The organism is Nakamurella multipartita DSM 44233, from assembly GCF_000024365.1.
Classification (GTDB): Bacteria; Actinomycetota; Actinomycetes; order Mycobacteriales; family Nakamurellaceae; genus Nakamurella; species Nakamurella multipartita.
This window is the reverse complement of record NC_013235.1, coordinates 1572267-1586787: the sequence shown is the minus strand read 5'-3', so window position 1 is coordinate 1586787 and position 14521 is coordinate 1572267. Positions and strand designations below refer to the sequence as shown.

Genomic DNA, 14521 nt, shown 5'->3' with positions numbered 1-14521 from the left:
TGGGTCAGACTAGACCGGTGCGCCGCTGTGCCGTCTTCTTCCACGCCCATCCCGACGACGAGGCGCTGCTGACCTCGGGCACCATGGCCACCCTGGCCGCCGCCGGTGACCGGGTGGTGCTGGTGGTGGCCACCGCCGGCGAGGCCGGGCTGGCCGCCGGCCAACTGCGCGCCGACGGCGGGCTCGGCGGGCGCCGCCGGGCCGAACTGCAGGCCTCGGCGCGAGCGCTCGGGGTGAGCCGGGTCGAGGTGCTGGGCTACGCCGACTCGGGTCTGGCCACCGCCCCGTCGCCCCCGCCCCCGGCCGACCGGCTGCCCCGGCTGGCCGACGCCGACGTCGCCGCGGTCGCCGCCACCCTGGCCGGCATCCTGACCGAGGAGGGCGCGGACCTGGTCACCGGGTACGACGTCAACGGCGGTTACGGCCACCCCGACCACGTCGCCGTGCACCACATCGCCGCCGCCGCGGCGAAGCTGGCCGGCACCCCGGTGCTGCTGGAGGCGACCGTGCCGCGGGACCGGCTGCTGAGCTGGGCCGGCCGGGTGAACCGGCTGCTGCCAGCCGGTCGCCGGGTCGACCTGACGCCGTGGGCCCAGGCCTATAGCGCCGCCGCCGACATCACGCACCGCATCGACGTCCGCGCCCAGGCCAGGGCCCGGCGGGCGTCGATGCGCGCGCACGCCTCCCAGGCGACGGCCGATTCCGGTGCCCGCACCCTGGGCGTGTTCACCAAGGTGCCGCCGCCGCTGTTCGGGGCCGTGTTCGGCCGGGAGTGGTACCGCCAACCCGGCCTGCCGCCGACCGGGCACCGCTACCACGACGTGTTCGCCACTCTGGAGCGCTGATGCGGATCATCGAGTTCTACCTGCACACCGATCCCTGGGGCGAGCTGTCCAACTTCCACCCGGCCCCGATCCACCTCGACGGGCAGCGCTGGCCGACCACCGAGCACTACTTCCAGGCGGCCAAGTTCCCCGGGACGCCGCACGCGGAGCTGATCCGGCTGGCCGCCACGCCCGACCGGGCCAAACAGCTCGGCGGTGACCGCGCGGCACCGCTGCGCGCGGACTGGCTCGCGGTGCGCGACGAGGTGATGCGGACCGCGTTGCGGGCCAAGTTCACCCAGCACGAACAGCTGCGGGCGCTGCTGCTGGACACCGCCGACGCCCAGTTGGTCGAGCACACGGTCAACGACCACTACTGCGGCGACGGCGGCGACGGGTCAGGGGTCAATCGCCTGGGGCTGCTGCTGATGCAGGTCCGGGCCGAGCTGAGCTGACCCGGCCGGGCCCTTCTTGCGACCCCACAGCCACACCAACCAGGCCACGATCCCGAACGGGATCTCCAGCACGTGGGTGAAGATCGTGAACAACAGGGTGCCGGCCGCGGCCAGCGCCGGATCGGCGCCCATCGCCACCAGCAGCGCGACCGAGCCGGCCTCGACCAGACCCAGCCCACCCGGCGTCACCGCCACCGAGGTCAGCAGCCGGCCGAGGGCGAACGCGGCCAGCATGGTGCCGACCCCGATGACCAGACCGCAGATGTGCAGGCACAGCCAGAACAGCACGAAGTAGATGACGAAGTAACCCAGCGTGCCCAACGTCATCGACAGCCAGCCGCGGCGCATCACGTCCTGGGTCTGCGCCCGCAGCCGGGCGATGCCCTGCTCCCAGCCCAGCTGGGCCGGCCGCCGGATCAGCCGCAGCACCGCCTCCGCGGTGCGCTGGATGAACCGGCCGACGGCGTGGGCGGCCCGGTCGCTGACCATCACCACGATGAACAGGGCCAGCACACCGAGCAGGGTCAGCACGCCGACGACGGCGGCATCGCGCAGGGCCGGGCTGATGTGCCCGCCCTGCAGCAGCAGGGCACCGAGTCCGACCAGCGGCAGCAGCACCTTGCCGGCCGTGGCGAAGACGCCGCCGAGGACCACCGCGATGCCGATCGCGGACCGGCCAAAGCCCCAGGACCGGCAGATCGCGTACGTCGCGCCCACGCCCAGGGCGCCGCCGAAGGGCAGGGTGTTGGCCACCAGCGAGCCGGCCAGGTTCACGATCAGCGCCCGGCCGTGGCTGATCCCCGGCAGCGCCCCGGTGATGGTGAAGGTGAAGGCCAGCAGCGCGCACAGCTGCAACGCGGCCAGCAGGATCAGCGCCGGTACCGGCAGTCGCTGCAGCGGCTCCAGGATCTGCGCCCAGCCGACCCCGGCGATCCGGGGCAGCCCCCACACCAGCAGGGCCACGGCCAGGGCCAGGGAACCCACGTCACGGACGATGCGCCACCAGATGGCACCCCGGCGCCACCAGGGCGGCCGCGCCGTCGAGGTCGAATCCACGGGACCAGGGTGTCATGCCGGACGGCTGAGGCCGACGGTGTTGTCGGTGCTCGCGGTTACCGTGTCGCTTGTGCCACCGACCACCACCACCGCACCCTCCGGGGCCGCCCGCACCGACGTCCGCGCCCCGAACCGCGGCGAACCGGCCGGCGGGTGGCTGCGGCGGCTGTGGGGCTACTGCTGGCGGCACCCGGTCATCACGGTCCTGGCCGGTCTGGCCGCCGTCGGTGGCGTCGGGCTCGGCGCGCTGACCCCGCTGCTCACCCAGGTCGCGGTGGACGACGCCACCGCCGGCACCACGGCGAACCTGGGCTGGGTGATCGCCGGGCTGGTCGCGCTGGCCCTGATCCGGTTCGGCTCCTCGTTCCTGCGACGCTGGGCCGGCGGCCGGCTGTCCTTGGACGTGCAGCACGATCTGCGGCAGGACGTGTTCGGCGCATTGCAGGGGCTGGACGGCTCCGGGCAGGACCGGCTACGCACCGGCCAGGTGGTCTCCCGGGCCAACACCGACCTGCAGATGGTGCAGTCGCTGCTGGCCATGATCCCGCTCTCGGCCGGCCAGGTGGTCCTGTTCGTCGTCTCGCTGGTCATCATGGCCGTGCTGTCCCCGCTGCTGACCGTGATGGCGTTGCTAGTGGTGCCGGCCGTCGTGCTGGTCACCCGGCTGACCCGCACGAAGCTGTTCCCGGCCACCTGGGCGGCCCAGCAGTCGGCGGCCGAGGTCGCCGAGATCGTCGAGGAGGACGTCACCGGCGTCCGCGTGGTCAAGGCCTTCGGGCAGGAGGACCGGGAGCTGGCCCGGCTCACCGCCGGCGCCGGCGCACTGTTCGCGACCCGGATGCGCGCGGTGCGCAGCGCGGCCGCGATCAGCCCCGCGCTGCAGGCCCTGACCGCCCTGGGCCAGGTCGGCGTGCTGGCCCTGGGCGGGTACCTGGCGCTGAACGGGACCATCACCCTGGGCACTTTCCTGGCCTTCACCCTCTATCTGGCCCAGCTCGTCGCCCCCACCCGGATGCTGACCATGCTGCTGGTGCTGGGTCAGCAGGCCCGGGCCTCGGTCGAGCGGGTGCTGGAGATCGTCGACTCGCTGCCCGAGATCACCGAACCGGCCGAGCCCACCCCGCTGCCGCCCGGACCGGTGGCCGTCCATCTGCGCGACGTGCGGTTCGGCTACCAGGCCACCGAGCCCGTGCTGGACGGCTTCGACCTGCCGGTGCCGGCCGGGGCCACGGTCGCCCTGGTCGGGCCGTCCGGTTCCGGCAAGTCGACCGTGTCGCTGCTGCTGCCCCGGTTCTACGACCCGCAACACGGCACCGTCGAGGTCGGCGGGGTCGACGTGCGCGAGCTGGATCTGACCGAGCTGCGCACCGCGGTCGGGGTGGTCTTCGAAGAGGCGTTCCTGTTCTCCAACACGATCGCCGCCAACATCGCCTACGGCCGGCCGGACGCCACCGACGCCGACATCCGGGCCGCCGCGCAGGCGGCCGAGGCCGACGAGTTCATCGCGGCCCTGCCCGACGGGTACGACACGGTGATCGGCGAACGCGGGCTGACCCTGTCCGGCGGCCAGCGGCAGCGGCTCGCCCTGGCCCGCGCCCTGCTCACCGACCCCCGGGTACTCGTGCTCGACGACGCCACCAGTGCCGTCGATCCGGCCACCGAGGCGGCGATCCACGCCACGCTGCACCGGGTCACCGAACACCGCACCACGATTCTGATCGCCCACCGCCGGTCCACCCTGTCCCTGGCCGACCGGATCGCCGTCGTCGTCGCCGGCCGGGTCGTCGACCTGGGCACCCACGCCGAACTGGTCGGGCGCTGCGCCGACTACCGGCGGCTGTTGGGCAGCGACCTGGCCGGGGATGCCGCCCCAGCGCCGGACGGCGGCTGGACGGCCGGCCCCGACGGGATCACCCCGGAGCTGTGGCCCGCCGTCGATGCGTCCGCCGAGGCCGAGGCCGAGCTGGTCCGGGCCGGCGAACAGGCCCTGCGAGCCACCCAGAGCGCCGGACCCCGTCTGCGGGGCGGGGGCGGCCGGGGCGGCGGTGCCGCCGGGGGCGGCTTCACCGGGATGCTCGGGGCGGTGCCGCCGACCGCGGAACTGCTGAACCAGGTCGCGTCGTTGCCGCCGGCCACCGACCGCCCGCAACCGGTCGCCCCGGAGACCGGCCCGTTCAGCCTGCGCCGGACGCTGCGGCCGGTCCGCGGCCTGCTGATCGTGGCGTTCCTGCTGGTCGCCGCGGACGCCGCGGCCAGCGTGCTGCTGCCGATCCTGATCCGTTACGGCGTGGACCACGGCGTCTCCGACGGGTCGGTCCAGGTGGTGCTGGGGGCGGCCGGCGTGGCGCTGCTGCTGGTCGGCGCCGACTACCTGATCCAGCGCTGGCAGCAACTGGCCGCCGGCCGGGCCGGCGAGAACGTGCTGTACCGGCTGCGGTTGCGCGAGTTCGGCCACCTACAAAAGCTCGGGTTGGACTACTACGAGCGGGAACTGGCCGGCCGGATCATGACCCGGATGACCACCGACGTCGACGCGCTGTCCAGCTTCCTGCAGACCGGGCTGGTCACCTCGGTCGTGTCCCTGGCCACCTTCTTGGGCATCGCCGTGGTGCTGGTGCTGATGGACGTCGGGCTGGCCCTGATCGCGTTCCTGGCCCTGCCGCTGGTCGCCGTGGCCACGGTGATCTTCCGGCGGTTCTCCACCCGCGCGTACCACGACGCCCGGGAGAAGGTCGGCATCGTCAACGCCGATTTGCAGGAGAACGTCGCCGGGCTGCGGGTGTCCCAGGCGCTGGGCCGGCAGAAGGTCAACGCCGAGGGCTTTTCCGCGCGCAGCGACGACTACCGGCGCAGCCGGATGCGGGCGCAGACCGCCATCTCCATCTATTTCCCCTTCGTCGCCCTGCTTTCGGAACTGGCGGCCGCCGCGGTCCTGGGCTCCGGGGTGCTCCGGGTGATCGCCGGGACCATGACGGTGGGCACGCTGATCGCCTTCGTGCTCTACCTGGACAGCTTCTTCACCCCGATCCAGCAGCTGTCCCAGGTGTTCGACTCCTACCAGCAGGCCCAGGTCGGCCTGCAGCGCATCGGCGAGCTGCTGGACACCCCCACCTCGACCGCGGCGGCCGAGCATCCGCAGCCGCTTCCCGACCGGCTCGGTGATCTGGCCACCGAGCGGATGGGCTTCCGCTATGCGAGCACCACCACCCCGGCCCTGGACGGGGTCGACCTGACCTTCGTACCGGGGCAGACGGTTGCCGTGGTCGGCTCGACCGGGGCCGGCAAGTCGACCCTGGTCAAGCTGCTGGCCCGGTTCTACGACCCGACCTCGGGCGCGGTCACCGCCGGCGGCACCGACGTGCGCCGGTTCGACCTGGGCGGCTACCGGCGGCGACTGGGCGTCGTTCCGCAGGAGCCGCACCTGTTCATCGGCAACGTCCGGGACAACATCGCCTACGGCCGGCCGGAGGCCACGGACGCGCAGGTCGAGGCGGCCGCCCGGTCGGTCGGCGCACTGACCGCCATCGGCGCGCTCACCGGCGGGTTCCATCATCCGGTGGACGAGCGTGGCCGCAACCTGTCCGCAGGGCAACGGCAGCTGATCTCGCTGGCCCGCGCCGAGCTCGTCGATCCCGAGATCCTGCTGCTGGACGAGGCGACGGCGGCGCTGGACCCGGCCGCCGAGAGCGCGGTCCTGGCCGCCACCGACCGGCTCGCCCGGGGCCGCACCACGGTGGTGGTGGCCCACCGGCTGACCACCGCGGCGCGGGCCGATCGCATCGTGGTGATGGCCCACGGGCGGGTGGTGGAGACCGGGCGGCACGACGAACTCCTGCGGCGCGGCGGGGCCTACGCCCGCCTGTACGCCGAACAGAGCCCGTCAAGTGGGTGACGCCACGTCACACACCCGAGCATCCGAAGAGGCGACAGGTTTAGCCTGGATCACACAGGCTCACCATCTTCAGAACAGGCGGACATCGACCGTGTCGTCAGCAGCGCCAGAATTCGGCCCCAACGACTGGTTTGTCGAGGAGAAGTACCAGCAGTTCCTCGCAGACCCCCAGAGCGTGGACCCGATCTGGCGTGATTTCTTCGCCGACGCCAAGGCGCCGAGCACGCTGATCGGTGTCTCCGCCACCAACGGCACCGCCGGCGTGGCCAACGCCACAACCGCCAATGCCACAACCGCCAATGCGACAGCGGGCACGGCGACGGCCACCGCGACCGCGGCGCCCGCCAAGCCCGCGGCGCCGCCCAAGGCGGCCGCTGCCCAGGCGGCCCCGAAGAGCGCGGGCGGCTCGGCGAACGGCGCGACCGCCGGCGCGACTCCGCCGCCCCCGCCCCCGCCGAACCGCAGCGGGAAGGCCGCCGCGAGCCCGGCGGCGAATTCCGCCCCGGCCACCAGCCAGGTGGTGACCACCCCGGCCAGCAAGAGCGCCCCGGCCGGCGGCAAGGAGAGCGTGGACGCCGCCCCGACGGCCCCGACCCGCCGCCCGGCGACCACTGCGACGCCCGACGACATGGTCGCGGCCCGCGCGGCCAAGGCGGCCCGGGCGGCGCACGACGCCGAGGGTGACGGCCTGACCACCACCCCGCTGCGGGGTGTGGCCGCGGTCGTGGTCAAGAACATGACGACCTCGCTGGAGGTGCCGACCGCCACCTCGGTGCGGGCCGTGCCGGCCAAGCTGATGGCCGACAACCGGATCGTCATCAACAACTTCCTCAAGCGCAACCGCGGCGGCAAGATCTCCTTCACCCATCTGATCGGGTACGCGATCGTTCGCGCGATCAGCGACTACCCGAACATGAACCGGCACTTCGCCGAGGTGAACGGCAAGCCGTCGATGGTGACGCCGAGCCACGTCAACCTAGGCCTGGCCATCGACCTGCCGGCCAAGGGCGGCGGGCGCAACCTGGTCGTGGTGCCGATCCGCAGCGCCGAGACGATGAGCTTCACTCAGTTCTGGAGCGCCTACGAGCAGGTCGTCCGCAAGGCCCGGCAGGGCCAGCTCACCGCGGAGGACTACCAGGGCACCACCATCTCGCTGACCAACCCCGGCGGCATCGGCACCAACCACTCGGTGCCCCGATTGATGCAGGGCCAGTCCGCGATCATCGGCGTCGGCGCGCTGGAGTACCCAGCCGCCTTCCAGGGCGCGGCCGACCAGATGCTGGCCGACCTGGGCGTGTCCAAGATCATCACGCTGACCTCGACCTACGACCACCGGGTGATCCAGGGCGCCGAGTCCGGCGAATTCCTGCGTCGCATCCACCAGCTGCTGATCGGCGAGGATCAGTTCTACGACGACGTCTTCGCCTCGCTGCGGCTGCCCTACGAACCGGTGCGCTGGGTCAAGGACCTGGACGCCGGCCGGCACGGCCAGATCGACAAGACCGCCCGGGTCCTGGAGATCATCGACGCCTACCGCACCCGCGGCCACCTGATGGCCGACACCGATCCGCTGAACTACCGGCAGCGCCGTCACCCCGACCTGGACGTGCTCTCGCACGGGCTGACGCTGTGGGACCTGGACCGCGAATTCGCCGTCGGCGGGTTCAACGACCGCGACTTCATGAAGCTGCGTGACGTGCTGGGGGTGCTGCGCAACTCCTACTGCCGCACCGTGGGCATCGAATACATGCACATCATGGACCCGGTGCAGCGCCGCTGGATCCAGCAGCGGGTCGAGGTGATGCACGAAAAGCCCCCGGTCGAGGAGCAGAAGTACATCCTGGGCCGGCTGAACAGCGCCGAGGCGTTCGAAACCTTCCTGCAGACCAAGTACATCGGCCAGAAGCGGTTCTCCCTCGAGGGCGGCGAGACCGTCATCGCGCTGCTGGACGCCGCGCTGAACAAGTCGGCCGAGTACGGCATGGACGAGGTCGTCATCGGCATGGCCCACCGCGGCCGGCTCAACGTGCTGGCCAACATCGTGGGCAAGCCCTACTCGCAGATCTTCCGCGAGTTCGAGGGCAACATGGACCCCGGTCAGGCGCACGGCTCCGGTGACGTGAAGTACCACCTGGGCGCGGAGGGCAAGTACATCCGTCCGTTCGGCGAGGGCCAGGTCGACGTGACCCTGTGTGCCAACCCCTCACACCTGGAGGTCGTCGACCCGGTGCTGGAGGGTGTGGCCCGGGCCAAGCAGGACATGCTCAACCTCGGCGAAGAGGGCTACAGCGTGATGCCGATCGCCATCCACGGCGACGCCGCGTTCGCCGGCCAGGGTGTGGTGGCCGAGACGCTGAACCTCTCGCTGCTGCGCGGGTACCGCACCGGCGGCACCATGCACGTGATCATCAACAACCAGGTCGGCTTCACCACCGCCCCGGAGTCCTCCCGGTCCAGCGAGTACTGCACCGACGTGGCCAAGATGATCCAGGCGCCGATCTTCCACGTGAACGGCGACGACCCGGAGGCCGCCGTCTGGGTGGCCCGGCTCGCCGTGGAATACCGGCAGACCTTCGGCCGGGACGTCGTCATCGACATGGTCTGCTACCGCCGCCGCGGTCACAACGAGGGCGACGACCCGTCGATGACCAACCCGCTGATGTACCAGATCATCGACGGCAAGCGGTCGGTGCGCCGGATCTACACCGAGGCGCTGATCGGCCGCGGCGACATCACCCCCGAGGACGCCGAAGAGGCCCTGCGCGATTACCACACCCAGCTGGAGCGGGTGTTCAACGAGGTCCGCGAACTGGAGCGGGCCGTCGTCGCGCCGTCGCCGTCGGTGGAGGCCGAGCAGCCGATCCCGCCGCGGGTGGAGACCAAGATCAGCCAGCAGGTGATGGAGCGCATCGCCGACGTGGCCCTGGACTACCCCGAGGGCTTCACCCCGCACCCGCGGGTCAAGCAGGTGCTGCAGCGCCGGGCCGAGATGGCCCGCGAGGGCGGCATCGACTGGGCCTTCGGCGAGCTGCTGGCCCTCGGCTCGATCGCGATGGAGGGCCGGCTGGTCCGGATGTCCGGCCAGGACACCCGCCGCGGCACCTTCGTGCAGCGGCACTCGGCGTTGATCGACAAGAGCACCGGGGCCGAGTACCTGCCGCTGCAGCATCTGTCCGACGAACAGGGCCGGGTGCTCATCTACGACTCGGCCCTGTCCGAGTACGCCGCCCTCGGGTTCGAGTACGGCTACTCGGTGGCCAACCGGGACGCGCTGGTGCTGTGGGAGGCGCAGTTCGGCGACTTCGTCAACGGCGCCCAGTCGGTCATCGACGAGTACATGTCCTCCGGCGAGGCCAAGTGGGGCCAGCAGTCCGGCGTCGTGCTGCTGCTGCCGCACGCGCACGAGGGCCAGGGCCCGGACCACACCTCCGGCCGGATCGAGCGTTTCCTGCAGCTGTGTGCGGAAGGCTCGATGACGATCGCGGTGCCCTCCACCCCGGCCAACTACTTCCACCTGCTGCGCCGGCACGTGCTGGACGGCGTGCACCGGCCGATGGTCGTGTTCACCCCCAAGTCGATGCTGCGCAACAAGGCCGCGGTCTCGGAGGTCAAGGACTTCACCCACGGCAAGTTCGAGTCGGTCATCGCGGACTCCTCGATCGCCCCGCTGCACGTGAAGAAGGTGCTGCTGACCAGCGGCAAGCTGTACTACGAGCTGGACGCCTACCGCCGCAAGCACGACATCACCGACACCGCGATCGTGCGGCTGGAGCAGATCTACCCGGTGCCACGGCGCAAGCTGCTGCACGTGCTGGAGTCCTACCCGAACGTGATGGACTTCCGCTGGGTGCAGGAGGAGCCGGCCAATCAGGGGGCGTGGACGTTCCTGGCGCTGTCCCTGCCGGAGATGCTGCCCCGCTTGACCGGCCTGCAGCGGGTGTCCCGCCGGGCGATGGCCGCCCCGTCGGCCGGGTCGGCCAAGGTGCACGAGGTCGAGCAGCAGGCGGTGATCGCGGCCGCGTTCGCGCGGTAGCACCCGGGGAGCTGGCAGACCTGCGGCGCCCCGGTGCCATCGCGCACCAGAAGCAGCGCCGTGCCCTCGGGCCGGGCGAGCCCGCGCGCAGCAGGGCCATCGCCAGCACGGAAGCGACGCCCACCGCGAACGGTGGGCGTCGGCTCCGCGTCTCCCAGTAGCAGCGCCGGACGAGCTCAGCTCACCGGCTCGACGGCGCCGCGCGCTGCCGGTGTCGGCGCCGGCGCGGCGGCGTGCGGCGCCCGCCGGCCGAGCAGCACCCCCGCCAACCCCAGCGCTGCCCAGGCCAGCAAGACCCAGACCGGGAAGCCGATCGCCGCGTCCGGGAAGTACGCGACGGTCCGCAGCAGGGTGCCGCCGGCGCCGGTCGGCAACCACTGACCGAACTCACCCCACGGTCCGGGCAGCAGCCGGGGGGAGGACGCGATGCCGGACAGCGGGTTGCCGACGATCATCAGCAGCAGCGCGCCGACGGCGAGGCCGGCGGGCCCGAGCAGCCGGGTCGACCCCGCCACCACCAGCGCCGACGCGGCGACGGTCAGCGCGATCGCCGACGACACCGCCAGGTAGGCCCCATCGGTCACGCCGAGCCAGGCGAGCACCCCGGCGAACGCCAGGCCGATGGCCACCGCGCCGCCGGCGACCGCACCGACCACCACCCACCGGTGCCGCAGGCTCAGTGCGGCCGCCGCACCCAACGCAAGGCCGGCCAGCACCATCGGCAACGATCCGGCGGGCAGACCGGCGCCATGGCTGTCGTCCGGGGACAGCGGCACCACGTCGACCACGGGCGGCGCCGCGGTGGCCCCGTCGGCGCTGAGGTGGCCCGCAGCGGTGGTCAACAACTGGGCGATGGCCGGCGAGCCGGCGCTGGCGAGAAGCACCGTCGGCCCGTCCGGGCCGAGCACGATCGCGCCGTCCGCCTCCCGCCCCCGCAGCGCGGACTGCGCCTGCGCCGCGTCCGCCACCGCGGCGACCTCGAACGCGTCGGGCCCGGCGGTCGTCGCGAGCTCGGCGGCGATCTGCTGGGTGGCGGCCGGCGGCCCGGCCACGGCCAGCCGCACGCCGTTCGGCCCGCTGTTCAGCGCCACCCCCACGAACAACGCCAGGACCAGCGTCAATCCCGCCGTCACCGCCGCGACGAGGCCGATGGCGTGCCGGGTCTCGGCCCGCCACGGCAATGGCTGATGGGTCATGTCGCACCTCCGAAGGATCGTTCGTTTTTCTTGAGATGACGGTAAGCCCGATCCATCCCTTCGTCAAGAACGATTATTCGGTTTATATTGGAGGCATGCCCAAAGTCACCGATGCGCATCGCGCCGCCCGCCGCGACCAGATCCTGCAGGCCGCGTGGGTGTGTTTCGCCCGCAAGGGCTTTCACGCCACGTCGATGGCCGACGTGATCGGCGAGGCCGGCCTGTCCGCGGGCGCCGTCTACCTCTACTTCCGTTCGAAGGAGGAGATCATCGTCGCGGTCGCCGGCGAGGTGTTCGGCGGCATCGAGCACCGGCTCAGCGCCTACGTCGCGCAGGACCCGCCGCCGAGCCCGTCCGATCTGATCGACTTCCTCGCCGAGCAACCGGTCATCGCCCGGGCCGCCGCCCCCGGGGATCTGTTCTCACTCCTGCTCACCGTCTGGGCCGAGGCGTCCCGGCACCCGACGGTGAACGAGGTCGCTCGCACGCTGTTGGACGAACTGCGCACCGTGCTGGGCCAGGCGATGCACCGCTGGCTGGACGCGGGGAACTCGCTGGCGCTCGCGCCCGAAGCCCTGGCGCCGGTGATGATGTCGGTGGTGCAGGGCATGGTGATGCAGCAGGCGATCGACGGGCAGCCCCCGTTCGAGCAGTACCGGGCCGCCGTTCGCGCCCTGGTCGAGGCGGTCGAACGGCCCGGCCCTCAGTAGGCGGACCGCGCCCGCGCGTACTGCTCCCGGATCACCGGCTGCGGATCCGCGGCCAGTTCCGCCGCGGTGTCCACCACCCAGGCCGGCCGTCGACCGGCGAGCACCCAGCCGGCCTGGACCGCGCCGCCCATCGCGACGTACTCGCCGGGCGTCGGCACGTGCACCGGCACCCCGAACAGCTGGGCCGCGGTGGTCTGCACCGCGGGGTTGAGCGCGGCGCCGCCGATCAGCAGCAGCCGGCGTGGCTGCACGCCCTGCGCGATCACCGCATCCAGACCGTCGGCCAGCCCGCACAACATCCCCTCCACCGCGGCCCGGGCCAGATGCGGCCGGGTGGTGGAGGCCAGGGTCAGCCCGGTCAGGCCGGCCGTGGCGTCGGGCAGGTTGGGCGTGCGCTCGCCCTCGAAGTAGGGCACCAGCACCGCCCCGTGCGCGCCCGGCTGCGACTGGGCGGCCAGCTCGGCCAGGCCGGCGTGGTCGACCCCGAGCAGGCCGGCGATCGCGTCCAGCACCCGGGCGGCGTTGAGGGTGGCGACCAGCGGCAGGAACACGCCGCTGGCGTCGGCGAACCCGGCCACCGTGCCGGTCGCGTCGCGGACCGGCTCCGGGGTGACCGCGAAGACGGTGCCGCTGGTCCCGATGGAGACCACGCAGTCGCCCTCGGCCGCGCCCAGACCCAGCGCGGCGCCGGCGTTGTCCCCGGCCCCGGGTCCGACGATCAGCGACCCCACCTGGCCGGCCGCCTCGCCCGGGCCCAGCACCCGCGGCAGCACCGCGTCATGGCCCAGCGCCCGCACCAGCAGCTCGCGGTCGTAGTCGCCGGTGGTGGGCGAGAAGTACGCGGTGCCACTGGCATCGGAGCGATCGGTGGTCAACTCGGCGAGGTCGGGCCCCAGCGGGCTCTGCCCGGCCGGTCCGAAACCCCGCAGCCGCCAGGTCAGCCAGTCGTGGGGCAGGGCCACCGCGGCGACTCGGGCGGCGTTGTCGGGTTCGGCGTCGCGCAGCCAGCGCAGCTTGGTCGCGGTGAAGGAGGCGACCGGCACGACCCCGGTGCGACGGACGTATTCCGCCGCGCCGACCTCCTCGATCAGCTGGCGGGCCGCCCCGGCGCTGCGGGTGTCGTTCCAGAGCAAGGCGTCCCGGATGACGTTGCCCTGCTCGTCCAGCGCGACCATGCCGTGCTGCTGGCCGGCCACCGAGATGGCGGCGACGTCGTCCAGTCCCCCGGCCCCGGCGATCGCCGTCTGCAGCGCGTCCCACCAGGCCGCCGGGGGGACGGCGGTGCCGTCCGGATGCGTCGCCCGACCGGACCGGACCAGCGCTCCGCTGTCGGCGTCGACGATGACGACCTTGCAGCTCTGAGTCGAGGAATCGACCCCGGCGACCAGCGGCATGGGCACTCCGATCTCAATTTGTTTGGAGACACAACTTATCGCGGCCACCGGTGACCGTCAAGGGTGATCAGCGGGGCGGGGCGGTCAGCTTCTCGATCGAGCGTTGGATCTCCGCCTGCTGCGCGGACAGCGCCCGCACCTGCTCGGTCAGCGCGGCGATCGCCTGGCCCAGGTCACCCGGTTCACCCGGGTCGGCGGGCCCGGCGGTCTTGTCCTCGCCGTGCGGCCGGCCGGGCTTGTGCTTGACGAACCACGAGGCGACGGTGGCCGACACGGTACCGATCAGGCCGATGCCGACGAGCATGATCACCGAGGCGATCAGCCGGCCGATGGACGTCACCGGATAGGTGTCCCCGTAGCCGACGGTCGTGGTGGTGACGATCGCCCACCAGAACGAGATGCCGACCGTGGTGATGTTCGCACCGGGCGCATCGTGCTCCACCGCGTACTCCAGCAGGGCGCCGACCGCCACCACGATCGCCACGATGATGAGCAACGAGCCGGCGATGCGTTCGGTCGAAATGTTCCGGAACGACCGGCGGATCAGCAGGATGGCGCGCAGCACCCGCAGCATGGGCACCAGCACCATCACCAGGTCGAGCGGATGGCTGCGGACGAAGTCCCACCGGTGCTCGGTCAGCACCAGGCGCACCACGTAGTCGATGACGAACGCCACCCAGACCAGCACCGAGATGACGGTCAGCGAGAGCTGCCACCACTGCGGGCCGCCGGGGATCAGCCGGCCGGCCAGGAAATCGATCAGGAACAGCAGCCCGAGGATGTCCAGCGGCCGCGTGGTGGCCGCCTCCCACTTCTCATATCTGGTCATCCCCTGGCCTCCCGGTCGCCGTACCGGGAACGATGATCTCCCACGGTCGGACCGGGCGTCGCCCCACCGCCGGGGTGACCGGACGGGCACGGCGGCATCGACCCGGTGATCGACCGGCGGTCGACTGACGGT

At 72.3% G+C, this 14521-nt stretch carries 9 protein-coding genes; 5 read left to right on the top strand and 4 right to left on the bottom strand.

Features of this window, described 5'->3' with window-relative positions; all coding sequences use genetic code 11:
- Positions 1–17: 17 nt before the first annotated feature.
- Positions 18–845 (top strand): PIG-L family deacetylase, encoded by an 828-nt coding sequence (locus tag NAMU_RS07150; protein WP_015746740.1) that lies wholly within the window; start codon positions 18–20, stop codon positions 843–845.
- Positions 845–1279: an NADAR family protein gene (locus NAMU_RS07145; protein ID WP_015746739.1), complete on the top strand. Its 435-nt coding sequence runs from the start codon at positions 845–847 to the stop codon at positions 1277–1279. The genes NAMU_RS07150 and NAMU_RS07145 overlap by 1 nt, the downstream gene beginning before the upstream one ends.
- Here the strand turns inward: NAMU_RS07145 and NAMU_RS07140 are convergent.
- Complete coding sequence (locus NAMU_RS07140) at positions 1223–2335, bottom strand: lysylphosphatidylglycerol synthase transmembrane domain-containing protein (RefSeq protein ID WP_052307840.1); 1113 nt, start codon at positions 2333–2335, stop codon at positions 1223–1225. The genes NAMU_RS07145 and NAMU_RS07140 overlap by 57 nt on opposite strands.
- Before the next feature lie 70 nt (positions 2336–2405).
- On the opposite strand from NAMU_RS07140, the gene NAMU_RS31375 reads away from it, so the two are divergent.
- Together NAMU_RS31375 and NAMU_RS07130 are read left to right on the top strand one after the other, a co-directional pair.
- Positions 2406–6227, top strand: coding sequence for an ABC transporter ATP-binding protein (locus NAMU_RS31375; RefSeq protein WP_281023798.1), 3822 nt, complete (start codon positions 2406–2408; stop codon positions 6225–6227).
- 91 nt (positions 6228–6318) lie between these two features.
- Positions 6319–10260, top strand: a complete 3942-nt coding sequence (locus NAMU_RS07130; protein ID WP_015746736.1) for a multifunctional oxoglutarate decarboxylase/oxoglutarate dehydrogenase thiamine pyrophosphate-binding subunit/dihydrolipoyllysine-residue succinyltransferase subunit — start codon at positions 6319–6321, stop codon at positions 10258–10260.
- A gap of 176 nt (positions 10261–10436) precedes the next feature.
- On the opposite strand, the gene NAMU_RS07125 is transcribed toward NAMU_RS07130, so the two are convergent.
- Positions 10437–11456, bottom strand: coding sequence for a hypothetical protein (locus NAMU_RS07125; RefSeq protein ID WP_015746735.1), 1020 nt, complete (start codon positions 11454–11456; stop codon positions 10437–10439).
- A 95-nt stretch (positions 11457–11551) separates the two neighbouring features.
- On the opposite strand from NAMU_RS07125, the gene NAMU_RS07120 reads away from it, so the two are divergent.
- Positions 11552–12166 (top strand): TetR/AcrR family transcriptional regulator, encoded by a 615-nt coding sequence (locus NAMU_RS07120; protein WP_015746734.1) that lies wholly within the window; start codon positions 11552–11554, stop codon positions 12164–12166.
- Here NAMU_RS07120 and NAMU_RS07115 read toward each other — a convergent pair.
- Positions 12160–13560, bottom strand: a complete 1401-nt coding sequence (locus tag NAMU_RS07115; protein WP_015746733.1) for a xylulokinase — start codon at positions 13558–13560, stop codon at positions 12160–12162. The genes NAMU_RS07120 and NAMU_RS07115 overlap by 7 nt on opposite strands.
- A gap of 67 nt (positions 13561–13627) precedes the next feature.
- Positions 13628–14389, bottom strand: coding sequence for a potassium channel family protein (locus tag NAMU_RS07110; protein WP_015746732.1), 762 nt, complete (start codon positions 14387–14389; stop codon positions 13628–13630).
- Positions 14390–14521: the final 132 nt, after the last annotated feature.

What these genes read in the sequence shown, in the direction of transcription:
- NAMU_RS07145 (WP_015746739.1), top strand. Translation starts at nt 845, where the DNA reads ATGCGGATCATCGAGTTCTACCTGCACACCGATCCCTGGGGCGAGCTG.
- NAMU_RS07125 (WP_015746735.1), bottom strand. Translation starts at nt 11,456, where the DNA reads ATGACCCATCAGCCATTGCCGTGGCGGGCCGAGACCCGGCACGCCATC.
- NAMU_RS07120 (WP_015746734.1), top strand. Translation starts at nt 11,552, where the DNA reads ATGCCCAAAGTCACCGATGCGCATCGCGCCGCCCGCCGCGACCAGATC.
- NAMU_RS07115 (WP_015746733.1), bottom strand. Translation starts at nt 13,560, where the DNA reads ATGCCGCTGGTCGCCGGGGTCGATTCCTCGACTCAGAGCTGCAAGGTC.
- NAMU_RS07110 (WP_015746732.1), bottom strand. Translation starts at nt 14,389, where the DNA reads ATGACCAGATATGAGAAGTGGGAGGCGGCCACCACGCGGCCGCTGGAC.